The sequence below is a fragment of the Actinoplanes oblitus genome (assembly GCF_030252345.1).
Taxonomy (GTDB): domain Bacteria; phylum Actinomycetota; class Actinomycetes; order Mycobacteriales; family Micromonosporaceae; genus Actinoplanes; species Actinoplanes oblitus.
Genome location: NZ_CP126980.1, coordinates 7,502,320 through 7,526,059, shown reverse-complemented (window position 1 = coordinate 7,526,059; position 23,740 = coordinate 7,502,320). Strand labels below are relative to the sequence as shown.

Genomic DNA, 23,740 nt, shown 5'->3' with positions numbered 1-23,740 from the left:
GCCGGGAGCGGCATCCTCTAGCCGTGGAGTGGACCGACGATCTGTCCGTACGCCTCGCGCGCGGAACCACGGTGCGCGATCTCGTGGTGTTCCTGCGGGCGGCCGAGGCCGGGGGGACGAGCCGTCGCGAGGTCCTGACCGTGCTGACCGAGCGGTTCGCGTTGCCGTTCGACGACGCGCGGCTCGCGATGGACCGGGTCATGGGTGGCGTCGTCCGCGCCTCGTCCGGGCGTCCCGAGAACGAGCCGGACCGGGTCAAGGATCCGCTGGCGTGGACGTCCTACCGGCTGGAGCTCGGACTGCCCGTCGCCGCGGAAGCGGCCGGGCCGGCACCCGGAGACAGGGCCGCCGCGGCGGCCCTGCTGGCGAGGGCGCGGCCGGGCGAGCCGACCCGGGGCACCGAGGACATCGCGGTGGCCCTCGAGGTCGCCCGCCTGGCCGTCGCGTCGGACGTGCGGGGCCCGGCCCGCTCGCGCCTGCTGGTCCAGGCGGCGACGTCGGTCTCGGTCGCCGCCGAGGCGTGCATCGCGGGGCTGGGGCAGCGGCCGTGCGCTCCGGAGGGCTCCCAGCAGTGGGTCGACGGCGTCGCGCTCGCCATGGCGGCCCGTCAGCTCGCCGCCGAGTTCGCGGCCCTGCCCGACCCGGGACTCGAACAGCGCGCCCTCGACCTGGCCGGGCGCATCACCACGCGGCTGCTGGGCCAGAGCCACGCCTTCGTCGGGCGAGCGATGATCGAAGCGGCCCGCTGCTGCCTGCGCGTCGGGGATGCCGGCCGGGCGGCCGGGTATGCCGAGGCGGTGCTGGCCGACTTCGCGATCCTGCTCGATCGGTTCGCGGACGACGAGCCGTTCGACGAGCACGTGATCGCCCTCGAACACCTGCTGGCCGCCGTCGAACTGGTCACCGAGGTGCGAGGCGCGTCCGCCGAGCTCGACGCCCTCGGCGGCCGGACCAGACGGGTGCTCGCCGGCGCGCTGCCTGACTGAGGCGACGCGCCCGGCCGCCGCATGGATCCCGTGCACCTGCCGCGGACCAGCGCGCCACGAGCTCACCGGTCGAGAGCGGCGCGCACCCGGGCCAGCAGCGCCTTGTGAACCACGATCCGCGACAGCTCGGTCAGCGCCCGGCCCGGCACGTCGCCGGGCCGGCTCGTCAGGATCTCGACGGCAGCGGCGGCGGTCAGCGGAGCGAACACGTAGCCCCTGCTGCGCGCACCGGACGAGCCGGCCGTGACCGCGACCCGGCCCAGCAGCTCGGTGGCCTCCGGGGAGGGATCCAGTGACAGCATCCAGGTGAGCCCGCGAAGCAACTCGTCGCTGCCGGACCAGACGTGGCCGGCGAAGCCGGCGAAGCACTCCAGCACCGCTCGCACCGGCCACTCGCCGGCGAACGGTGCCGCCGATCGCAGCCAGGCCCGCGGCGGGGACACCTTGGCCAGCGCCGTGGCGTGGCGGAACAGGCCGGTGACGCCGCCCGCAGGACCGCCTCCTCGAAGCCGGCGTCGGCCGGGTCGGGCGGGGGCGGCTCACCGCACCAGGTGGCGAAGCGGAGGCGTCCCGGCGGCGGTGGGTCGATCTCGCCGGTCTCCGGCAGCAGGTGCGTCCACGTCACCCCGCGATCATGCGACACCGGTACGACACTTTCCGGATCCCGGCCACGGGAGCGGCCCGGGAGGAGCCGGGCCGCTCGCCGCGGGCTCAGCTCAGCCAGGTCGTGAGGTTGTGCAGGGCGGTGCGGATCTCCGGGATCGGGACGTGCTCGCCGTCGGTGTGCGCCTGCAGCGGGTCGCCGGGGCCGTAGTTGACCGCCGGGATGCCGAGGGCGGCGAAGCGCGACACGTCGGTCCAGCCGAGTTTGGCCTGCGGCTGGCGGCCGACCAGGTCGACGAACTCCTTGGCGGCCGGCTTGTCCAGGCCGGGGCGCGCGCCGGGGGCGCTGTCGGTGACCTCCAGGTCGAACCCGGCGAAGACCTCGCGCAGGTGGGCCTCGGCCTCCTCGACCGAGCGGTCCGGGGCGAACCGGTAGTTGACGAAGACGGTGCACAGGTCGGGGATGACGTTGCCGGCGATGCCGCCCTCGATCTTCACCGCGTTGAGGCCCTCGCGGTACTGCAGTCCCTCGACGACCGGGCGCCGCGGCTGGTAGGCCCGCAGCACGTCCAGGACCCCGCCGGCGCTGTGGATGGCGTTGCTGCCGATCCAGGAGCGGGCGGCGTGCGCGGCGACACCCGGCACGGTGATCTTCACGCGCATGGTCCCCTGGCAGCCGCCCTCGACGGTGCCGTCGCTCGGCTCGCCGAGGATGGCGAAGTCGCCGGCCAGCCAGTCGGGGTGGTTGCGCACCAGGCGGCCGAGCCCGTTCAGCTTGGCGGCGACCTCCTCGTGGTCGTAGTAGACATAGGTGACGTCGTAGCGCGGGCTCGTCAGCGTCGCGGCCAGGTGCAGCGTGGTGGCGACTCCGGCCTTCATGTCGACGGTGCCGCGGCCGCGCAGGACGTCGCCGTCCTCGACGACCGGCAGGTTGCCGGCGATCGGGACGGTGTCGAGGTGGCCGGCGAGCACGACCCGGGTGGCGCGGCCCAGGTTGGTGCGGGCGACCACGGCGTCACCGTCGCGCAGCACCTCCAGGTGCGGGTATTTCCGCAGTGCTGCCTCGACGGCGTCGGCGAGCTCCGTCTCGTCGCCGCTGACCGAGGGGATGTCGCAGATGACGCGGGTGAGGGCGACGACGTCGCCGGTGAGATCGAGATCAGCCATGATGCAACTTTATCAGAGGTGGGGTATTATTATGCACGCGTTAAAGTCAGGCGGAAGTTTCTAACGATCAAGGAGTAGGTGTGCCGGAGAGTGACGAGCCGACCCGGCTCTGGGGTGCGCGATTCGCCGGTGGTCCGGCGGAGGCCCTGGCCCGGTTGAGCGTCAGCGTCCAGTTCGACTGGCGGCTGGCGCCCTATGACTTGCTCGCCTCCCGCGCGCACGCCCGCGTGCTGGCGAACGCGGGGCTGCTCGACGCCGACGAGCTGGGCCGGATGCTGGCCGCGCTGGACGACCTCGAGTCGGCCTGCGCCGCCGGCGAGTTCCGCCCCACCATCGAGGACGAGGACGTGCACACCGCCCTGGAGCGCGGCCTGCTGGAGCGCCTCGGCGCGCTCGGCGGCAAGCTGCGCGCCGGCCGGTCGCGCAACGACCAGGTCGCCACCGACCTGCGGCTCTACCTGCGCGACCACGCCCGCGGGGTGGCCGTCGCGCTGATCGAGCTGGCCGACGCGCTGACCGAGCAGGCCGCGCGCAACGTCGACACCCCGGCACCCGGGATGACCCACGTGCAGCACGCCCAGCCGGTCAGTTTCGGTCACTGGCTGCTCGCCCACGTGCAGCCGCTGCTGCGTGACCTGGAGCGGCTGCGCGACTGGGACGTCCGGACCGCGATCAGCCCGCTCGGCTCCGGCGCCCTGGCCGGCTCGTCGCTGCCGCTCGACCCGGCCGCTGTCGCCAAGGAGCTGGGCTTCGCCGCGCCCGCGCCGAACTCGATGGACGCCGTCGCCGACCGCGACTTCGTCGCCGAGTTCCTCTTCGTCACCGCGCTGATCGGCGTGCACCTGTCCCGCCTCGGCGAGGAGGTGGTGCTCTGGACCTCCACCGAGTTCGGCTGGGTGGAGCTGGACGACGCGTTCGCCACCGGCTCGTCGATCATGCCGCAGAAGAAGAACGCGGACATCGCCGAGCTGGCCCGCGGCAAGAGCGGCCGGCTGGTCGGCGGCCTGGTCGCGGTGCTCACCATGCTCAAGGGCCTCCCGCTCACCTACGACCGCGACATGCAGGAGGACAAGGAGCCGGCCTTCGACGCCGTCGACACGCTGGAGCTGCTGCTCCCCGCGCTGGCCGGGATGATCTCCACGATGACCGTCCGCGTGGACCGCCTCGCGGCCGCCGCCCCGGTCGGCTTCTCGCTGGCCACCGAGGTGGCGGACTGGCTGGTCCGGCGCGGCGTGCCGTTCCGCGACGCGCACGAGATCACCGGGAAGCTGGTGGCCCTCTGCTCGGCGCGCGAGTGCGAGCTGGAGGACCTGACCGACGACGACCTGACGACAGTCAGCGGCCACCTCGACCCGTCGGTCCGCGAGGTCCTCTCGGTCTCCTCGGCCCTGGCGGCCCGCACCACGCCGGGCTCGACGGGCCCGGGCCCGGTCCGCGAGCAGCTGGCCACCGTCCAGCACAAACTGGACACCTGGCGCCAGTGGGCGGTGGAGAAGGTCGTCCCCCGCTGACCGGTGGCGCTATCGGCGGTGGAGAAAGGTCATCCCCGCTGACCGCTGCGGCGCATTCTTGACCGCTTCCGGCAAGGCGGTCCGGCATCGTCCGGGCCGCCTTCGCCGGTGAAACCCCATTTTGTACGCCCTGGCAGAGTCCCGCCGAGCCACGCGAGGCACGCTTGGCCCCGGACCGCCCGGCGAGCTACGGGCGTGGCGGGTGGCCGCGGTACCCCCAGCTCGTCGACGACCTCCGCACACCCCCGGATTTGGGCCGGGCCGATAGCTTGAGTGGGTGACCGAGGCAGAGCCGAGCTGGGTGGATCGCGTCGTCGCCGAGTTCGGTGACGGCTACGACGTGGAGAGCATCGCGCTGCGGTATGGACTCACCGTCGCGCAGGTCTATGCGGTGGTCGAGCGGGAGGTCGGGCCCGTGGGCTATCCTCCGCCGCAGGCGGGCTACCACGCGCCGCCCGGTTATCCCGCCCCGCCGGTGCCGCCGGGTCCTTACGGCCAACCGGGTCATCAAGCGCCGCCGGGTCCTTACCCCCAACCGGATCCTCAAGCGCCACCCGGTTACTACGGCCCTCCGGGATATCCGCCGCCGCCCGGTTACTATCCGCCGCCTGGCTACTATCCGCCGCAGGGTCAAGCGCCCCCGGGTCATCACGCGCCGCCTGCGGTGCCGCAGCCCTACCCTCCGCCGATCGCTTACGGTCCACCGGGGTATCCGGGACCGGAGCACGTGCCGCCGCACGTCTTCGTGAACGAGGATGGCGTCGTCGCCGAATACGCCGACGGTCACGATGTGCACGGCATCGCGCAACGGCACGGGATCACCGTCGAGCAGGTCTACCAGGTGGTCCAGCGAGTCCTCGGGGACGACCCGCAGCCGCCGGCCGGCACCTGAGAAACGCGTACCGAAAAGGTGTGCGACGTGGGCCGGGGCGCGCCCGCCCGCGAGGGGCGAGCGCGCCGGTCGGCATGTGCCGGCGGTGCCTGGAAGGCACCCGGCTCCGCTACTTGTAGGTGATGTCGCTCTTGGTGACCTTGCAGTTGGCGTTGTTCCAGCCTTCGCCGAGGTAGCTGGGCTCGCTGCCCTTGGCGACGCCCTTGTACTGGCCGCAGACCACGGCGCTGGAGCTGTTGGTCAGGGTGACCCGGGTGATGGTGGCGGTGTCGCCCCAGTTGGTGTTGATGCCGGCGACCATGTCGATGTCGTTCAGCAGCACGTTGTCGATCTTGACGTTGCGCTGGTAGGAGCTGGAGCAGTTGCCGCACGCCCGGTACAGCTTGCCGGCGCCGCTGAGGTAGAAGCCGGAGATGCTGACCGTGCCGTTGCCGTTGTGCTGGAACGTCTTGTCGCTGCCGGACCGCGCGCCGCCGCCGATGACGTAGCTGGTTCCGCCGGTGGTGCCCTTGAAGGTCGCGGCGTCCTCGCCGATGTCGTTCCACCACACGTTCTTGATGGTGCAGGTGCCCGCGCAGTGCACGCCGTCCCCGGCGGGCGAGCCGATGATGACGTTCTGCAGGGTGCCGCCGTTGGCGATCTCGAACATCGGGTCCTGGGACTCGTTCTGCGAGCCGTCGCCGATGCAGCAGTAGGTCTTCATCCCGCCGTCGAAGGTGCCCGAGACGGAGATCGTGCCGGAGACGCTCACCGAGCCGGTCGAGGTGGGCCACGTGCCGGTCGGCGTGCCGGTCCCGCCGCCGGTCGGGCTCGGGCTGGCGGTGGGGCTGCTGGTCGGGGTGGTGCCGCCGCCCGAGGCGTATGTCTCGAACTCGGCGATCCGCGGCGCGCTGGACGCGCCGGTGATCTCGAAGGTGAGCTTCTTCAGCGCTGTCGAGCCGAAGGAGATGCTGCTCGGGCTGCCGCTGCCGCTGGTCAGCACCGCACCGGTGTCCGCGTTGAGCAGGCGCCACGCGTTGATCGTGCCGCCGCCGGAGGCTTGCCTGATGATCGCGGAGGACACCGTGGTGGCGCTGCCCCACTTGACCGAGACGTAGCCGGTGGAGCCGGCCGGCGACCAGTAGGTGCTGGTGTTGCCGTCGCGGACGTTGCCGTAACTGGTGCCGCTGGCCTTGCTGGAGCCGTCGGCGCCGGCGCTGAGGCTGAGGTTGTCGGCGGCGAAGGCGGAGGACGCCGGGAGGGTGAGGGCGATCGTGGCGGTCACGGCGGCTGTGGCTCCCGCCGACAGCCAGCGCACGGCGACTGGTCGTCTCATGTGTCTCACCTGCTTCTACTGGGGATGGGCCCTGCTGGGGGAATGCGCTTTCTGGGGAACAGTGGGGCAGGGAGGAAAGCGCTTTCCTGAGGAGGATAGAGATGTGTCGATGGCGATGCAAGGAGTTGTCACTTTCGGTCACCGACCCTGCTCCGCGAGGCGCGCATGAGTCCGCGCCCGATGGTGGGTCTGGGCCCACTCGACCTTCCCGCCAGACGGATACCGGCCGCCGAGCACGCTCCGTAGCGTTTCCGGCATGGACATCACGATGAACCGCCCGGCCGCCACCAGCCTCGACAAGACCGCGACCAGCCTCAAGGCCTACACCGTCCTGAGCGGCATCGCCCTCACCGGCCTGGCCGCCGTCGCGGCCCACGGTCAGCCGGTCAACACGTTCATGTGGATCCGCGGCGTCCTGCTCCCGATCGTCGCCGTCCTGCTCTATCGGATGGCCACCGCCGCCGGCCGGGGCAACGCCAAGGCCCTCGACCGCCTCCGCACGCTCACCGTCGTCCTGCCGATCGCCGTCGTCGGCGTCGACCTGATCCCCGGCGTCTGCCCGCTCTGGTACGCCGCCCTGCAGACCGTCTGCATGGTCCCGGTCGTCGTGGCGGCCGTCCTGCTCCGGCGGCGCTGACGGCCACCCGTGCCGGGGTGCCGGCCGGCCGCGGTCCGGCGGGCCGGGCCATCGCCGCCGAGCCGGACGCCGGGCCGGACGCCGGGCCGGACGCCGGGCCGGACGCCGGGCCGGACGCCGGGCCGGACGCCGGGCCGAAGCGGCCGGGCGAGGCGCCCCCGTGTCCGATGCGGGCAGCGGGGTTGACGGGACTTCCGCGGTGGCCTCAAGTGGAGGGCATTCGCGAGCCGGAGGATCTCGTATGGAGAATGCCCTGGACGTCGCCGCGCTGGCGGTGTCGACCGCTTCGCTGCTCTTCGACACGCTCGGACACGCCAATGAGTGGCCCCGGTCCTTCCGCCGGGTCGTCAGCTGGCTCGCGGTGCTCTGCGCGGGTGGAGTGCTCGTCGTCTCGGCACTGAACGCGATACCCGGGCACCGACTGGACCCGTGGGAACGGGGTGCCGCCGCGCTCGTCGCCCTTCCCCTCCTGCTGATCGGCGTCCGCCGGCTGCGCCGGATCCCCCGGACCATCGTCGACCACGACGTCCTTCAGATGATCAAGGCGGCCGGAGACCTGGTCGAGGATGCCGGGACCGACGCCTCGGAGCCGGGTGTCGACGTGGACGCGACCAGCCGGATCGGCCGGAAGGAACGCCGGATCCGGCTGTCCCGGCTGTTGCGGGCCCGCTGGCGTGGCGCCGGCCAGCTCACCCTGGTCCGCGGACCGGCCGGCGCCGGCAAGACGTACGGGCTGCGCGGGCTCGCCCGGCGCGGGATGCCCCGGGGGCGGCGTCCGGCTCAGGGGCGCGTCATCCCGGTCTACGTGGACCTGCGCTTCTTCGTCACCGATGCGGGTCCGGTGGAGGCGAATTCGTACCGGGAGTTCCTGGCCGGGCTGCTCGGCAGGGGCGACTCGTTCCTGCGCGGAAAGGTGCTGCAGTACTTCCGGGAACACCGGGAGGTGGTCGGCTGGCTCTTCCTGTTCGACTCGTTCGACGAGATTCCGGCGTTGCTGGACTCGACGGACGTGGCCCGCACGGCCGAGGAGCACCTGACCGCGATCCGCCGTCTCGTGGACAGCCTGCCGAACTCGCACGCCGTGATCGCCAGCCGCGACTTCGCCGAGCCGAGCGCGATCACCTCGTCCCGGCTGATCACCATCAACCCGCTCAGCCCGAAGAACCAGCGGTCACTGATGAAGGCGCTGATCCCGCAGCGACAGCCGCGGCGGACACTGAGCAAACGCCTGTCCGCGGACCCCGGCCTGCGGCGGCTCGCGGAGAATCCGCTGACCTTGCGCCTGATCTGCGGATACATCAGGGACACTGACTCCGCGGCCCTGGACGGCGGCGTCTTCGGGGTCACGCATCAGGCGGTGCACGCGCGCGTCGTGCGGATCCTCGGCGGCCGCGAACCGGTGGCGGCCGGCGTCGTCCGGGTGGCTCAGCAACTGGCCTTCTGCCTCACCCTGCTGGACGCGCCGACCGGCTGGAACTGGGCCCGAGTCGACGCCGAGATGGCGAAGCGGGAGTTCGCGTCCGGGCCCGAGCTGCACGCGGCGGTGCAGACCTTGGAGCAGGCTCGCCTGCTCCGCACGGTTCCGGACACCGGCGGGGCCGGTCCGCTCAAGGCGTTCACCTTCGCGCACCGGTCGATCCAGGAACTGCTGGCGGCCGGCCTGCTGCTGGCCGAGCCGGGCCTGCTGGCGCCGGGCGAGATGCTGGCCGGTCACCGCTGGGAGGGTGTGGTTCCGCTCCTGCTGCGCAACGGCACCGCCGGGCAGCGCGCCGCGATCCTGACAGCGGCGGAGCGGATGCTCGCCGAGACGCTGGCCGGGATGACGGGGCTGCCGGAGATCGTGCGGTTCGGCGACCCGGCACGGATGACCGCGCGCCGGGTCGCCCGGTTCGAATGGCCGCCGGCGAGCGTCCCGCTGGTCCGGATGCTCGCCGCCGGCCAGCCGCGGCAGGCCGAGCTGCCCGGATCGCTCGGGGACACGGTCGGCCGGCTGGTGATCGGGGCCTTCGTGGCCGGCACCGCGTACGACCGATCACTCGCCCTGGACGTGCTCGCCCTGGTGCCGGACTGGCTGGCCCAGTGGGCGATCGGCAGGACGCTGGTCCGGGAGACGATCACGGTGCTCCGCAGGAAAGCGCTCGACCAGGTGGTGCGCCTCGACCTGCCGCCGTTCCCGGACGAGACGGTGCACTTCCTCCTGATCAACCAGATCCTCGACCTGGAGCGGAACTGGAGCGTGGGAGCGGCCGACGGCCTGCCGTCCTGGCTGGGCGGACTTCGCCTGATCAGCGAGGTCACCGCCGCGGTGTTCGGTCTCTACGCGATCGGTTGGTTCCTCTCCGGGTTTGCCGGCCTCGGCGTGATCTTCGCCGTCCTGTTCGTCGTCGCCCTGCTCTGGGCCGGCGCGGTCCACGGTTCGCCGATGCCACCGACAGTTGCCCCGCTGGTCGGCTACCTGCTTCTTCTCACGGCCTCGATCGTGTTCTGTGTCGCCGTGGGCGAAGCCACGACCACGGTTGCGGCTTGGCTCTTCCTCGCTCCGCGGAGCGCCGTGCGGCATCTCGGCCATCTCGTCCTGGCCCTGCTCCCGTTGTGGCCGATCGTGGCGGCGGTGGTGCACATCGCCGGCACGCCCGCCGACACCGCTCTGCTCCGGATGCGCCGGCCTCTCGGAGCGCTCCTGCGGCGGCGCCTCGACAGCGTTCAGCTGTCCGGGAGCCGGGCGGCTGCGTTCGGCATCGCCTCGCTGGTGCTCGTGGTCGCGGCGGTGGTCGGCGATCAGAGGGAGGCGGGCGTTCTGCGCCTCTCGGGAGCCGCCGAGCACTCCGCCCGGGTGGCGGTCATCGTGGTGCTGCTGTCGCTGGCGGCGGTGGCGTTCGCGTACGGCCTGGCCGGGGACTGGCTGCATGACCAGCGGTGGCTGACCCGGTGGCGCGGCCGGCCGGCGCGGAAGGTGGACGATGCCGACCTGCTCGGCGCGCTGACCGAGATCCGGACCGGCTGGGGCCTGCGACGGCTCTTCGAGGATCTCGACGACCGGGCCCGGCGCGACCCGGCGGTTCTGGTTCCGATGGGTGCCACGCTGGTGAACCTCGACCACGCGCTGGACCACCTGACCCGGATCATGCCGTCCGGTGTCCGGTGGCGGGTTCCGCCGACGATCTGGGAGAACGAGCCCCCGTTCGGCGACGACCGGTTCGTGGACTGGTTGCGCCTGCCGGGCACCTCGCGCACCAAGCTGCGCTGGCTCGCCGGGTCCAGCCGGGAACGGGTGATGGAACTGCGGGAGCGGGTGCAGACCGGCACGATCACCTAGCGGATCCGATGATGTCGTGGCGTGCCACCATCGGGGCGTGCGTAACGAGCAACGGCTACCTACCCGGACGCCCGAGTCGCGGCTTTTCGCGCAGCGTGTGCAGCGGGCCATGAGTCTGTCCGCGCGGCTCAACGCGCTGCCGTTCGACGATCTCGACGCGCGGCGGGCGGTGCTGGGCGAGATCTTCGGCGGCGCGGTTCCCGAGTCGCTGTCGATCCTGCCGCCGTTCCACTGCGACTACGGGCTGGGTGCGACGTTCGGCGAGCGGGTGTTCATCAATCAGGGGTGCTTCTTCCTCGACTACGGCGGTATCACCATCGGGGACCGGGTGATGATCGGGCCGCGGGTGACGCTGAGCACCGCCGGGCATCCGGTGGAGGTCGACGAGCGGTACGACTTCATCACGCATGCGCCGATCGTGATCGGGGACGACGTGTGGATCGGGGCGGCGGCCACCATCACTCCGGGGGTGACGATCGGGCGCGGCTCGGTCGTCGGGGCGGGTGCTGTCGTCGCGAAGGACGTGCCGCCGATGAGTGTGGTCACCGCGACGAGCATCGTCGAGCGCAAGCGGCTCGGGGAGGGGACTGGACCGGTTCGGTGATCGGCGTCGTCGTCGTGACCGCCCCAGCCGAACCCTGCAAGGACCCGGCAGCCGCCCGTCCGCCGACGCCGCGAAAGCAAGCCCGACGCGCTCCGCTGGTTAACCGGTTAAGAAAAAATGTGATGTGTATCACTGATCGGCGATGCCGCCGGGAAAGCAGGGATTTGCGCGCGCTGCGTAGTGACGACGTTGCGGTCGGTGCATTCGGAGAGGTGGCGGGCATGCCGGTTCTTACCGAGCCTGCCCGTGCCGGTCACGAGCCTCGCGATGCCCGCCACCGAGCCCGCCTCAGCTGCGCAAGACCGGCCGCTCGAACGAGGCGGAGAACACGCTCTCTTGAGCGAACGAGCGGGTTGCGCCGCCCGATCGTGCAAGAACTTGCAGCAGGTTTCGTCAGGCGGCGGAGATGTCAGCGGTCAGCTTGCGGCGGGCCGGGGCCATCGCCGTCGAGTTGCGGACCACCAGCTCCGGCCGGAAAAGGTACTCCGACCTGGGCGAACCGTGCCCGTTGATGTCGTCGACCAGGGACCGGACGGCGGCCACCGCCATCGCCGCCACCGGCTGGCGCAGGGTGGTCAGCGGCGGGTCGGTGAAAGCCATCAGCGGCGAGTCGTCGAACCCGATGATCGACACCTCGCCCGGCACGTCCATCCCGCGGCGCCGCGCGGCACGGATCGCGCCCAGTGCCATCAGGTCGGAACCGCAGATGATGCCGGTGACGCCCTTGTTCAGCAGGCGTTCCGCGGCCACCTCGCCGCCCTCCACGCCGAACAGTGTCAGCTCCACGAGATCGTCCACCTCGGACGCCGGCACCCCGAGCTCGCGCTGGATGGCGGCCCGATAGCCGGCGAGTTTGCGCTGCACCGGGCTGAACCGGTGAGGACCGGAGATCATCCCGATCCGGCGGTGCCCGAGCGACGCGAGGTGTCCCACCGCCAGATCGCCGGAGAGCTGCTCGTCGCACGAGACGAACGGTGCGTCGATGCCGTCGGTGTGCCCGTTGACCAGCACGATCGGCAGCGGCCGGGCGAGCAGCCGCAGGTAGCGTTCCGGGTCGGCGGTGGTGTCGGCGTGCAGGCCGGAGACGAACACGATGCCGGAGACCTGGCGGTCCAGCAGCATCTCGACGTACTCGTCCTCGGTGACGCCGCCGGGTGACTGCGTGCAGAGCACCGGCGTGTACCCGGACTGAGCCAGCGTCGACTCGATGACCTGCGCGAACGCCGGGAAGATGGGATTGTCCAACTCGGGCACCACCAGGCCGACCAGACCGGCGCTGCGTTTGCGCAGCCGCTCGGGGCGCTCGTAGCCGAGCACGTCGAGGGCGGTCAGCACCGCCTGCCTGGTCTCCGCGGAGACGCCGGGGCGGTCGTTGATGACGCGAGAGACCGTCGCCTCGCTGACCTGGGCTTGACGGGCGATGTCCGCCATCCGTGCACGCATGTTGTCACTGTAGTGCCGAGCTGTTACCGGGCATCGCTCTGCAAGCCCTTCCATTGACTGCAAGAGCTTGCTAACGTCCCGGCAACAAGGACGACACCTTACCGATCTTGTGAGCGCCGAGCCATGGGCCGCGCTCAGGACACCCCTTTTCTCGCGCTAAATCCGTATAAGAACGGGAGCTTTCCATGCGCATCCGCACCGCCGGAGTGATCGCGGCAAGCCTGCTCTGCCTGGTCGGCGTCGCCGCCTGTGGCGACAAGAAGGAAGACAGCACCACCGCCGGGCCGCAGGCCAGCGCCGCCACCGGTGAGCTGGTGATCTGGGCCGACGACAAGCGCTCCGCCGCCCTCAAGCCGTTCGCCGAGAAGTTCGGCAAGGAGAACGGCGTGACGGTCAAGGTCCAGGCCATCTCCAAGGACCAGCAGACCACCTTCCTGACCGCTTCCCAGCAGGGCAGCGGCCCGGACGTGATGGTCGGCGCGCACGACTGGATCGGCAACCTGGTGCAGAACGGCGCCATCGACCCGGTGCAGCTGACCGCGGAGCAGAAGAGCGGCATCGCGGCGAACGCCATCAAGGCGGTCACCTTCAACGGGCAGACCTACGGCGTGCCGTACGCGACCGAGAACCTCGGCCTGATCCGCAACACCGAGCTGGCCCCGGCCGCCCCGGCGACCATCGAGGACCTGGTCAAGGAGGGCAAGAAGCTCAAGGCGGCGAAGAAGGTCTCGGAGATCCTCTGCCTGCAGGTCGGCCAGAACGGCGACGCGTACCACTCGTACCCGCTGTACAGCTCGGCCGGCGGTTACCTGTTCGGCACCAACGCGCAGGGCGACTACGACCCCAAGGACCTCGGCGTCGGCAAGCCGGAGTCGATCGCGGCGTTCAAGAAGCTGGCCGCGCTGGGCGAGAAGGGTGACGGCGCGCTCAAGCGCTCGATCAGCGACCAGAACTCGATCGCCACCTTCACCGGCAAGAAGTGCGCCTACCTCGTCTCCGGCCCGTGGGCCGTCACCGACGTGAAGAAGGCGAACCTCAAGTACGACATCACCGCCGTCCCGGGCTTCGCCGGTGGCAAGACCGCCACCCCGTTCCTCGGCGTGCAGACCTTCTACGTCGCCGCGAAGGGCAAGAACAAGGCACTGGCGCAGGAGTTCGTCACCAACTACGTGACCACCCCGGACCTGGCCGTCGCGCTCTACAACGCCGAGCCCCGGCCGCCGGCGCTGACCGCCGCCCTGGACCAGGTCAAGGGCTCCGATCCGGACCTGGAGAAGTGGGTCACCGCCGGTGAGAACGCCGTGCCGCTGCCCGCCATCCCGGCCATGGCCGCCATCTGGGACCCGTTCGGCAAGGCCGAGTCCGCCGTCATCGGCGGGGCCGACCCGGAGAAGACCATCACCGCCGCCGGCAAGACGATCTCGTCGCAGATCAAGTAATGACGACGCAGCTCGGAGGGCCCGCGACGCGGGCCCTCCCCGCCTCCGATCCCGAGCCGGCGAACCGGCGCGAGCGCGGCACCAGCGTGGCCGGTCTCGCCGTCAAGATCGTGCTGCTCGGCCTGCTGGTGTCGTTCGCGGTGTGGGCGGCGTTCCCGCTCGCCCAGGACGAGCACTGGGTGGGCCTCGGCATCCTGGTCGCGGCCACCGCGCTGCTGCTCTACGCCTACCTGACGCCGCGGCACATCCCGGCGAAGTACCTGCTGCCCGGCACCGTCTTCCTGGTGATCTTCCAGCTGTTCCCGGTGCTCTACACGGCCGGCACGGCGTTCACCAACTTCGGTGACGGGCACCGGGGCAGCAAGCAGGACGCGGTCGTCGCCATCCAGACCGCGTCGGTCACCCAGGTGCCCGGCTCCACCGAGTACGCCCTCTCCATCGCCACCACCGGCGACCCGGCCACCGGCGGACTCGTGTTCCTGATCACCGACCCGGCCACCAAGAAGGTCTCCGCCGGTGACGGCTCCGGACTCAAGCAGCTGCCGGCCGGCGACGTCACCGTCACCTCGTCCGGCAAGGTCACCGCGGCCCGGGGTTACACCGTGCTCACCGTCGGCCAGGCCAGTGCCCGGAGCAAGGAGATCACCGAGTTCGCGGTGCCGACCGCCGGTGGCGCGATCCGCTCCACCGGGCTGTCCCGTGCCTACGAGGGCAAGGCCGGCCGGGCGTACGACGCCGCGACCGACAGCATCCGGGACACCACCAGCGGCAAGACGTGGAAGGCCGACGACGGCATCGGCTCGTTCGTGGCCGCCGACGGCGAGAAGCTGGCCCAGGGCTGGAAGGTCAACGTCGGCTTCGCGAACTTCACCCGGGCGCTCACCGACGACAGCATCGCCGGTCCGTTCCTGGGCACCCTGGTGTGGAACTTCATCTTCGCGATCTGCTCCACCGGTTTCACGTTCCTGCTCGGCATGTTCATCGCGGTGGCGCTGCACTCCAGCCGGGTCCGGTTCCGCAACCTCTACCGGGTCCTGCTCGTGCTCCCGTACGCCATGCCGTCGTTCGCGATGCTCCTGGTCTGGCGGGACATGTTCAACACCGACTTCGGGCTGATCAACAACCTGCTGGGCATACACACCAACTGGTTCGGCGGCGCCATGACCGCCCGGATCGCGGTGATTCTGGTGCAGCTGTGGCTCGGCTACCCGTACATGTTCCTGGTCTGCACCGGCGCGTTGCAGGCGATCCCGGGCGAACTGGTGGACGCCACCAAGGTGGACGGCGCGGGCGCCTGGAAGGGCTTCCGGGCGGTCACCCTGCCGCTGCTGATGATCGCCCTGACCCCGCTGCTGATCTCGTCGTTCGCGTTCAACTTCAACAACTTCAACGCGATCTGGCTGACCACCGAGGGCGCGCCGTTCCCGGCGGACAACCTCACCAACGGTGCCACCGATCTGCTGATCACGTACACCTACCGGTTGGCCTTCGGCGCCTCGGGCGCCCAGTACGGCTTCGCCGCCGCGATCTCGATCTTCATCTTCCTGATCGTCGCGGTGGTCTCCACGATCAGCTTCCGGCGTACCCGGCAGCAGGAGGAGGTGTACTCGTGACCCGCTGGATCAAACAGGTCGGCTGGCGCCATCTGGTCGCCGTCCTCGGGGTGGTCTTCGCGCTCGTCCCGCTGCTGTTCGTGCTGTCGGCGGCGCTGAACCCGCTGGGCACGCTCTCGTCGACCGAGCTGCTGCCCACCGGGGCGTCGGCCGAGAACTTCAGCCGCCTGCTCGGCCGGACCGGCTTCCCGCACTGGTTCCTCAACTCGGTGGTGATCGCCGGCCTGGCCTCGGCCGCCTCGGTCTTCCTCTCGGCCCTGGCCGCCTACGCGTTCAGCCGGCGGCGGTTCGCCGGGCGCCGGGTCGGTCTGCTCTCGCTGCTGCTGATCCAGATGTTCCCGCAGTTCCTCGCGGTCGTGGCGATCTTCCTGATGTTCTCCACGATCACCGACCTGTGGCCGGCGTTCGGCTTCAACACCTGGTGGGGGATGATCTTCCTGTACCTGGGTGGCGCGCTGGGCGTGAACACCTGGCTGATGAAGGGCTTCTACGACACCATCCCGAAGGAGCTCGACGAGTCGGCGTACGTCGACGGCGCCTCGCACTCGCAGATCTTCTTCCGGATCCTGCTGCCGCTGGTGTCGCCGATCCTCGCGGTGACCGGACTGCTCGCCTTCATCGGCACGATCAACGAGTTCCTGATCGCCAACGTGTTCCTCACCGAGGGCGACTCGAAGACCCTCGCCGTCGGCCTCTACGGGCTGATCGCCGGTTCGCGGGACACCAACTTCGGCATGTTCTGCGCGGGTACCCTGCTCACCGCGATCCCGACCGTCGGCGTCTTCATGTACCTGCAGCGGTACATCGTGGAAGGCCTGAGCGCGGGCGCGGTCAAGGGATGAGCCGGCTGCTCCTGCCACACCACGACGGCTCGGACGCCTACGTGTCCAACCCCGCGCCGGCCCTGGGCGAGACGGTGAGCGTCTTCGTCCGGGTGCCGGCCGGGAGCCGGGTGTCGCGGGTGCACATGCGCTGGGTCCGCGACGGCGAGCCGGTCTTCACCTCGGCGGTGGTGGACCGGCGCGACGACGGCGGGGAGTGGTGGCGGGCCGAGCTCGAGGTCCGCAACCCGGTCACGCCGTACCGGTTCCTGCTGCGCACCGCGGGTGGCGCGGTGCGGTGGCTGACCGGCTGCGGCGTGACCCAGCACGACGTCCCGGACGCCACCGACTTCCGCCTGGTCACCTACGCCCCCGCGCCGGCCTGGGCGCGGGACGCGGTGATCTACCAGATCTTCCCGGACCGCTTCGCGTCCTCCGGACCGAAGCGGACCCCGGACTGGGCGGTGGCTTGCGGCTGGGACGAGCCGGTCGCGGCCCAGCCACCACTGGCCGCCACCCAGGTGTACGGCGGCGACCTGGACGGCATCGCCGGGCACCTGGATCACATCGCCGACCTCGGCGCCAACACGCTGTACCTGACACCGTTCTTCCCGGCCCGGTCGAACCATCGCTACGACAGCGCGTCGTTCGACACCGTGGACCCGCTGCTCGGCGGGGACGCGGCCCTGGTCCGGCTGGCCGAGGCGGTGCACGGCCGGGGCATGCGCCTGATCGGCGACCTGACCACCAACCACACCGGCGACGCGCATCGGTGGTTCCCGGACGAGCGCGACCTCTACTACTTCACCCCGGACGGCGGGTACGAGTCCTGGCTCGGCGTACCCAGCCTGCCCAAGCTCAACTGGGGCAGTCACGAGCTGCGCCGCCGCTTCGCCCGGATCGCCCAGCACTGGCTGACCCAGCCGTACGCCCTGGACGGCTGGCGCGTCGACGTGGCCAACATGACCGGCCGCCGCGGCGCCGAGGACTGGTCCCGCGAGGCGGCGGTCCTGCTGCGCCGCGCCGTGCGGCAGGCTCGCCCGGACGCCCTGCTGATCGGCGAGCACGCCCACGACGCCACCGGTGACCTGGACCGCGACGGCTGGCAGGGCACGATGAACTACGCCGGCTTCACCCGCCCGGTGTGGAGCTGGCTGCGCGCCGCGGTGCTGCCGTTCGACGACTTCCTGGGCGTGCCCGGGGAGATCCCGGACCGGGACGCGGGCGCGCTGGTCGCCACGATGAGCGCGTTCTCCGCGCAGATGTCCTGGCGATCGTGGACCAGCTCGTGGCAGATCCTCAGCTCGCACGACACGCCCCGGATCCGCTCGGTGGTCGGCGACGCGGACCGGCACGAGGTGGCCACCGGGCTGCTCTGCACCCTGCCCGGCACCCCGATGATCTTCGCGGGTGACGAGCTCGGCCTGACCGGGATCAACGGCGAGCACTCGCGTACGCCGATGCCGTGGCACCGCCCGGAGACCTGGGACCGGCGCACTCTCGGCGCGTATCGCGAACTCATCGCGCTGCGCCGGGCGACGCCCGCGCTGCGCTCCGGTGGCCTGCGCTGGGCGCACGCGGCCGGCGACACCCTCGCCTTCCTGCGCGAGACGGCCGACGACGCGGTCCTGGTGGTGGCGCGGCGAGCGGCCGGCGAGCCGCTGCGCCTGGCCGGCCTACCGGCCGGCGTCGACGGCACGAACCTCTACGGCGGCGCCGACACCCTCAAGGTCGGTACCGATGGATGTATCGAAATCAATGAAGATGGACCTACCTTCCAGGTGTGGTCCGTACGCCAGAACCGGAAGGGTGCATAGTGGCATCGAGTAAATCGCGGTGGGGGACCGCGCTGCTCAGCCTTCTCCTACCTTTGCTCGCGATCCCGGCTGCCGAGGCGTCCGCCGCCCCGTCCGAGCCGAGCGCGGCAGTCATCGCCAACTGGGGTTCCGACCAGCCGGCGACCAACGAGCAGTACTACTTCGTCCTGCCGGACCGGTTCGCCGACGGCGACCGGTCCAACAACCGGGGCGGCCTCCGGGGCGACCGGCTCACCACCGGGTACGACCCCACCGACAAGGGCTTCTACCACGGTGGCGACCTCAAGGGGGTGATCGACAAGCTGGACTACATCCAGGGGCTCGGCACCACGGCGATCTGGCTCGCCCCGGTCTTCAAGAACCGTCCGGTGCAGGGCAGCGGCAGCGACATCTCGGCCGGCTACCACGGGTACTGGATCACCGACTTCACCCGGGTCGACCCGCACTTCGGGACGAACGCGGACCTGAAGCGGCTGGTCCGGCTCGCGCACCAGCGGGGCATGAAGATCTTCCTGGACATCATCGTCAACCACACCGCCGACGTCATCAAGTACCAGGAGAACAAGTACACGTACGTCGACAAGACGACCTCGCCGTACACGGACACGCAGGGCCAGCCGTTCGAGGACCGGAACTACGCGACCGGCCGGAACGGGTTCCCGCCGGTCGACAGCACCTCGTTCCCCTACACGCCGACCTTCGCCGACAAGGCGGACGCCAGGGCCAAGACGCCGGCGTGGCTCAACGACGTGACGATGTACCACAACCGCGGTGACTCCACCTTCTCCGGCGAGAACAGCGAGTACGGCGACTTCTACGGCCTCGACGACCTGTGGACCGAGCGTCCCGAGGTGGTCCAGGGCATGACCCGGATCTACGCCGACTGGATCAAGAGCACCGGCATCGACGGCTACCGCCTGGACACCGTCAAGCACACCGACCTCGACTTCTGGCCGCAGTTCACCGCGGGCATCAGGAAGGCCGGTGGCAAGGACTTCTTCATGTTCGGCGAGGTCTACAGCGCGGACCAGGAGATCGAGTCCACGTACGTGCGCAAGGGCGGACTCCCGGCCACCCTGGACTTCTCGTTCCAGGCGGCGGCGCAGGCGTTCGTCACCGGCGCCGGCAACGCCACAGCGCTCTCCGACGTCTACGCCAAGGACGACCTGTACACCACCGAGAGCACCAGCGCCGAGCGGCTGCCGACCTTCCTCGGCAACCACGACATGGGCCGGATCGGCTCGTTCATCGCCGCCGCCGCGTCCGCCGACACCCGGCTCAAGCGCGACCAGCTGGCGCACGAGCTGATGTTCCTGACCCGCGGCCAGCCGGTCGTCTACTCCGGCGACGAGCAGGGCTTCACCGGGCCGGGCGGTGACAAGGACGCCCGCCAGGACATGTTCGCCAGCAAGTCGGCCGACTATCTGGACGACGACCTGATCGGCACCGACCGCACCCACGCGGTGGACAACTACGACACCGCGCACCCGCTCTACCGGACGATCGCCGCGCTCGCCAAGCTGCGCAAGGCGAACCCGGCGCTGGTCACCGGCGTGCAGCAGACCCGGTACGCGGCGCAGGGCCAGGGCGTCTTCGCGGTCTCCCGGATCGACCGGGCCAAGCGGGCCGAGTACGTGGTAGCGGCCAACAGCGCCACCACCACCCAGACGGTCAGCTTCGCCACCTCGTCGCCCGGTGCCACCTTCACCGGGATCTACGGTGGGTCGTCGCCGGTGACGGCGGACCCGGCCGGCAAGATCACGGTCACCGTGCCGGCGCTGAGCTCGATCGTCCTGAGGGCCGGCACCCCGGTGGGTGGTGTCACCGCCGCCCCCACCGTCAGCCTCAGCGTTCCCAAGGACGGCGCCGCCGTCGCGACCCGCACCGAGCTGGTCGCCGAGACCACCGGCGACCCGCTGGCCACCGTCACCTTCGCGGCCCAGGTCGGCAACGGCCGGTGGGAGCTGCTCGGCACCGCCGACAAGGCGCCCTACCGGATCTACCACGACCTGGACGGGCTTGCCGGCGGCACCCCGGTGAAGTACAAGGCAGTGGTGCGAGACAGCAAGGGGCGGCTCGCCTCCGCCACGACGGCGATCACGGTCGGCACCCCGGCCGCGGCGTCCACCGTCGACTACGCGATCGTGCACTACCAGCGCCCGGCCGGCGGCTACGCCGACTGGGGCCTCTACACCTGGGGTGACGTCGACCCGTCGATGTCCACCACCTGGCCGCACGGGCAGCCGTTCGCGGGCGAGGACGCGTACGGGCGCTTCGCCTATGTCAAGCTCGCGCCGAACGCCAAGAGCATGGGCTTCATCGTGGTGAACGCCGACGGCGTGAAGGACACCGACGCCGACCGCTCGCTCGACCCGAACAAGACCCCCGAGGTCTGGCTCAAGCAGGGTGACAGCACGATCTACACCACCCCGCCCCAGGTGGAGCAGGACACGTCGAAGGCGATCATCCACTGGCGCCGCGCCGACGGGAACTACGCCGGCTGGGGCCTGCACGTCTGGGACGGCGCCGCGACCGGCACCGACTGGGGCAGCCCGCTCGCGCCCACCAGGATCGACTCGTTCGGCGCGGTCTTCGAGGTGCCGCTGGCCGACGGGGCGGCCGGGCTGAGCTACATCATCCACAACGGCGACGCCAAGGACCTGCCCACCGACCAGCGCCTCACCTTCGCCGACGCGAGCCACGAGGTCTGGCTGCTCGCCGGGCAGGTGAAGCGGCTGCTGCCGCTGGTCAAGACGGCCGGCGGCGGCGGCTCGACCGACCTGTCCAAGGAGTCGGCGGTCTGGATCGACCGGTCCACGATCTCCTGGCAGACCGGCACCGGCACGACGCTGCAGGAGGTCGGCGCCGGGACCGACGGCAAGGTCTACGACCTGGTCTACTCCGCGACCGGCGAGATCGGGGTGGCCGACGGTGAGCTCACCGGCTCCTACCGGAGCGTCCGGCTCGCCTCGCGGCGCACCGGCCTGACCGAGAAGCAGCGCGCCGCCTTCCCGCACCTGTGGCAGTACAGCGCGTTCCAGGGTTCCTTCGCGAACATCGCCGACATCCTGCGCGGCCAGGTCGTGATCACCGAGCGGGACGCCACCGGGAAGCTGCTCGCGGCGACCGGAGTGCAGACCGCGGGTGCGCTCGACGACGTCTACTCGGCGGCGGTCGACGCGGAGCTCGGCTACACCCACGGCAAGGTCTCGGTCTGGGCGCCGACCGCGCGCAGCGTCGAGCTGGAGGTCTACGACACGGCGGGGTCGGCCTCGGCCACCATCGTCACGATGCGGCGCGATGACCGTACCGGAATCTGGTCCGCGCCTGCCGGACGCGACCTCTACCGCAAGTTCTACAAGTTCCGGGTCACCGCGTGGCAGCCGGCCGTGCGGAAGATCGTCACCGCCTCGGTGACCGACCCCTACTCGGTGGCCCTGTCCACCGATTCCAAGCTCAGCCAGTTCCTGGATCTCTCCGATGCGGCGCTCGCGCCCGCCGGATGGCATTCCTTGCGGAAGCCGGTCGCCACCGCGCCCGCGAAGATCCAGATCCAGGAGCTTTCGGTACGCGATTTCAGCATCGCCGACACGTCGGTGCCGGCCGCGTCGCGTGGCACCTACCAGGCCTTCACGTCGCCGGCCTCGAACGGCATGAAGCACCTGGCGGAGCTCGGCAAGTCCGGGGTCACGCACCTGCACCTGCTGCCGGTGTTCGACTTCGCGACCATCCCGGAGAACCGTGCCGACCAGGCCGTGCCCGACTGTGACCTGGCCGCCCTCCCGGCCGACTCGGACCAGCAGCAGGCCTGCGTGGCCAAGGTCGCCGGCTCGGACGGCTACAACTGGGGTTACGACCCGCTGCACTACACCGTCCCGGAGGGTGGCTACGCCGTCGACCCGGCTCAGCGCACCAAGGAGTTCCGCGCCATGGTCGCCGGGATCAACAACGCCGGCCTGCGGGTGGTGATGGACGTCGTCTACAACCACACCTCGGCGGCCGGCGTCGACGACAAGTCGGTGCTCGACCAGATCGTGCCCGGCTACTACCAGCGGCTGCTCGCCGACGGCACGGTGGCCAACTCGACCTGCTGCGCCAACACCGCGCCGGAGAACGCGATGATGGGCAAGCTGGTCGTCGACTCGATCGTCACCTGGGCCAAGCAGTACAAGGTGGACGGGTTCCGGTTCGACCTGATGGGCCACCACCCGAAGGCGAACATCCTGGCCGTTCGCAAGGCGCTGGACAAGCTCACCCCGAAACACGACGGTGTCGACGGGAAGAACATCTACGTCTACGGCGAGGGCTGGAACTTCGGCGAGGTGGCGAACAACGCCCGCTTCGTGCAGGCCACCCAGGCGAACATGGCCGGCACCGGGATCGGCACGTTCAACGACCGGCTCCGGGACGCGGTCCGCGGCGGCGGCCCGTTCGACGAGAACCCGCGGATCCAGGGCTTCGGCTCCGGTCTCGCGGATCAGCCGAACGGCGACCCGGCCAACGGGGACGCGGCGGCGCGGAAGGCGCGGCTGCTGCACTACCAGGACCTGATCAAGGTCGGTCTGACCGGCAACCTCGCTGGTTACACGTTCACTTCCAGCGCCGGTCAGGTCGTCGCCGGTAAGGACGTCGACTACAACGGCGCGCCGGCGGGCTACACCTCGGCGCCGTCCGAGGCGATCACCTACGTCGACGCGCACGACAACGAGATCCTGTACGACTCGATGGCGTTCAAGCTGCCGCAGGCCACCTCGGCGACCGACCGGGCCCGATCGCAGTCGGTGGCGCTCGCCACCACGGTGCTCGGCCAGGGCGTCGGCTTCGTGACCGCCGGCAGCGAGCGGCTGCGCTCCAAGTCCCTCGACCGCAACTCGTTCAACTCGGGGGACTGGTTCAACCAGATCGAGTGGGACTGCACCCGGGGCAACGGCTTCGGCCGCGGCCTGCCGCCGGCCGCGGACAACCAGTCCAAGTGGCAGTACGCCAAGCCGCTGCTCGCCGACCCCGCCCTCAAGCCGGACTGCACGGCGATCAACCTGGCCGACGCCCGTTACCAGGAGCTGCTGCGGATCCGGAAGTCCTCGCCGGTCTTCGGGCTGGCGACCGGCAAGCAGGTCCAGGACCGGGTGGCGTTCCCGCTCTCCGGCACGGACGAGACGCCCGGCGTGATCACCATGACGCTGGACGCCCGCGGCCTGGACGGTCGGTGGAAGTCGATCACCGTGGTCTTCAACTCCACGGCGGCGACCGCCACCCAGCGGATCTCCGCGCTGGCTGGTAAGAAGGTCACCCTGCACCCGGTGCAGCGGGCCTCCGCCGACCCGCTGGTCCGGACCGCGTCGTTCGCCCCGGCGACCGGCACGTTCTCCGTCCCGGCCCGCACGGTGTCGGTCTTCGTGCAGAGCTGACGCACACCGGAATCACCGGCCCCGCTCACCCGATCAGCCCGGGAGGGCGGGGCCGGACCCGTCCCCCAGCCGGTCGCAGCAGCGGTCTCGAGGCCCGTGACACCACCGTGGTTGCCAGCCCCCAGTTCGCGGCTGGTCGTGGTGGTGGTCTCGGGGCTCATGAGACCA

15 protein-coding genes are annotated in these 23,740 nt (G+C 70.8%); 11 read left to right on the top strand and 4 right to left on the bottom strand.

Annotated elements, in window-relative coordinates; genetic code table 11:
- Nucleotides 1–23 precede the first annotated feature (23 nt).
- Nucleotides 24–986, top strand: a complete 963-nt coding sequence (locus Actob_RS33420; protein ID WP_284915874.1) for a hypothetical protein — start codon at nt 24–26, stop codon at nt 984–986.
- Nucleotides 987–1,048: 62 nt separating this feature from the next.
- On the opposite strand, the gene Actob_RS33415 is transcribed toward Actob_RS33420, so the two are convergent.
- Nucleotides 1,049–1,429: a hypothetical protein gene (locus tag Actob_RS33415; RefSeq protein ID WP_284915873.1), complete on the bottom strand. Its 381-nt coding sequence runs from the start codon at nt 1,427–1,429 to the stop codon at nt 1,049–1,051.
- A 268-nt stretch (nt 1,430–1,697) separates the two neighbouring features.
- Nucleotides 1,698–2,756 (bottom strand): succinyl-diaminopimelate desuccinylase, encoded by a 1,059-nt coding sequence (dapE, locus tag Actob_RS33410; protein ID WP_284915872.1) that lies wholly within the window; start codon nt 2,754–2,756, stop codon nt 1,698–1,700.
- A gap of 80 nt (nt 2,757–2,836) precedes the next feature.
- Here dapE and argH point away from each other — a divergent pair, with 80 nt between their 5' ends.
- Entirely contained in the window at nt 2,837–4,267 is a 1,431-nt protein-coding gene (argH, locus tag Actob_RS33405) for an argininosuccinate lyase (protein ID WP_284915871.1), read from the top strand.
- 277 nt (nt 4,268–4,544) lie between these two features.
- Nucleotides 4,545–5,159 carry a hypothetical protein gene (locus Actob_RS33400; protein WP_284915870.1) on the top strand — a complete coding sequence of 205 codons (615 nt, stop codon included), beginning with the start codon at nt 4,545–4,547 and terminating at the stop codon, nt 5,157–5,159.
- A gap of 109 nt (nt 5,160–5,268) precedes the next feature.
- Here the strand turns inward: Actob_RS33400 and Actob_RS33395 are convergent, their stop codons facing one another.
- Nucleotides 5,269–6,474, bottom strand: a complete 1,206-nt coding sequence (locus Actob_RS33395; protein ID WP_284915868.1) for a pectate lyase — start codon at nt 6,472–6,474, stop codon at nt 5,269–5,271.
- Nucleotides 6,475–6,730: 256 nt separating this feature from the next.
- On the opposite strand from Actob_RS33395, the gene Actob_RS33390 reads away from it, so the two are divergent.
- From Actob_RS33390 to Actob_RS33380, 3 genes are all read left to right on the top strand, one after another.
- On the top strand, nt 6,731–7,111 hold the full coding sequence (locus Actob_RS33390) for a hypothetical protein (protein ID WP_284915867.1): 381 nt from the start codon (nt 6,731–6,733) through the stop codon (nt 7,109–7,111).
- Between the two features lie 241 nt (nt 7,112–7,352).
- Entirely contained in the window at nt 7,353–10,427 is a 3,075-nt protein-coding gene (locus Actob_RS33385) for an NACHT domain-containing protein (RefSeq protein WP_284915866.1), read from the top strand.
- Between the two features lie 109 nt (nt 10,428–10,536).
- Nucleotides 10,537–11,031: a sugar O-acetyltransferase gene (locus Actob_RS33380; RefSeq protein ID WP_284915865.1), complete on the top strand. Its 495-nt coding sequence runs from the start codon at nt 10,537–10,539 to the stop codon at nt 11,029–11,031.
- Nucleotides 11,032–11,424: 393 nt separating this feature from the next.
- Here Actob_RS33380 and Actob_RS33375 read toward each other — a convergent pair whose 3' ends face one another.
- Nucleotides 11,425–12,474, bottom strand: coding sequence for a LacI family DNA-binding transcriptional regulator (locus Actob_RS33375; protein WP_284915864.1), 1,050 nt, complete (start codon nt 12,472–12,474; stop codon nt 11,425–11,427).
- Nucleotides 12,475–12,659: 185 nt separating this feature from the next.
- On the opposite strand from Actob_RS33375, the gene Actob_RS33370 reads away from it, so the two are divergent.
- From Actob_RS33370 to pulA, 5 genes are read left to right on the top strand one after another with little or no spacing between them, the layout of a single operon-like run.
- Nucleotides 12,660–13,913: a sugar ABC transporter substrate-binding protein gene (locus Actob_RS33370; protein WP_284915863.1), complete on the top strand. Its 1,254-nt coding sequence runs from the start codon at nt 12,660–12,662 to the stop codon at nt 13,911–13,913.
- Nucleotides 13,913–15,526: an ABC transporter permease subunit gene (locus Actob_RS33365; protein WP_284915862.1), complete on the top strand. Its 1,614-nt coding sequence runs from the start codon at nt 13,913–13,915 to the stop codon at nt 15,524–15,526. The genes Actob_RS33370 and Actob_RS33365 overlap by 1 nt, the downstream gene beginning before the upstream one ends.
- Nucleotides 15,523–16,368, top strand: a complete 846-nt coding sequence (locus Actob_RS33360; protein ID WP_284915861.1) for a sugar ABC transporter permease — start codon at nt 15,523–15,525, stop codon at nt 16,366–16,368. Before Actob_RS33365 ends, Actob_RS33360 begins: the two co-directional genes overlap by 4 nt.
- Nucleotides 16,365–18,164: a glycoside hydrolase family 13 protein gene (locus Actob_RS33355; protein ID WP_284915860.1), complete on the top strand. Its 1,800-nt coding sequence runs from the start codon at nt 16,365–16,367 to the stop codon at nt 18,162–18,164. Before Actob_RS33360 ends, Actob_RS33355 begins: the two co-directional genes overlap by 4 nt.
- A complete protein-coding gene (gene pulA / locus Actob_RS33350; RefSeq protein ID WP_284915859.1) occupies nt 18,164–23,572 on the top strand; it encodes a pullulanase-type alpha-1,6-glucosidase in 5,409 nt (1,802 codons plus the stop codon). The genes Actob_RS33355 and pulA overlap by 1 nt, the downstream gene beginning before the upstream one ends.
- Nucleotides 23,573–23,740 lie beyond the last annotated feature (168 nt).

Bases quoted from the DNA above. Each gene is read 5' to 3' on its own strand.
- dapE (WP_284915872.1), bottom strand. From the start codon at position 2,756: ATGGCTGATCTCGATCTCACCGGCGACGTCGTCGCCCTCACCCGCGTC.
- Actob_RS33395 (WP_284915868.1), bottom strand. From the start codon at position 6,474: ATGAGACGACCAGTCGCCGTGCGCTGGCTGTCGGCGGGAGCCACAGCC.
- Actob_RS33390 (WP_284915867.1), top strand. From the start codon at position 6,731: ATGGACATCACGATGAACCGCCCGGCCGCCACCAGCCTCGACAAGACC.
- Actob_RS33385 (WP_284915866.1), top strand. From the start codon at position 7,353: ATGGAGAATGCCCTGGACGTCGCCGCGCTGGCGGTGTCGACCGCTTCG.
- Actob_RS33380 (WP_284915865.1), top strand. From the start codon at position 10,537: ATGAGTCTGTCCGCGCGGCTCAACGCGCTGCCGTTCGACGATCTCGAC.
- Actob_RS33375 (WP_284915864.1), bottom strand. From the start codon at position 12,474: ATGCGTGCACGGATGGCGGACATCGCCCGTCAAGCCCAGGTCAGCGAG.
- Actob_RS33370 (WP_284915863.1), top strand. From the start codon at position 12,660: ATGCGCATCCGCACCGCCGGAGTGATCGCGGCAAGCCTGCTCTGCCTG.
- Actob_RS33365 (WP_284915862.1), top strand. From the start codon at position 13,913: ATGACGACGCAGCTCGGAGGGCCCGCGACGCGGGCCCTCCCCGCCTCC.
- Actob_RS33355 (WP_284915860.1), top strand. From the start codon at position 16,365: ATGAGCCGGCTGCTCCTGCCACACCACGACGGCTCGGACGCCTACGTG.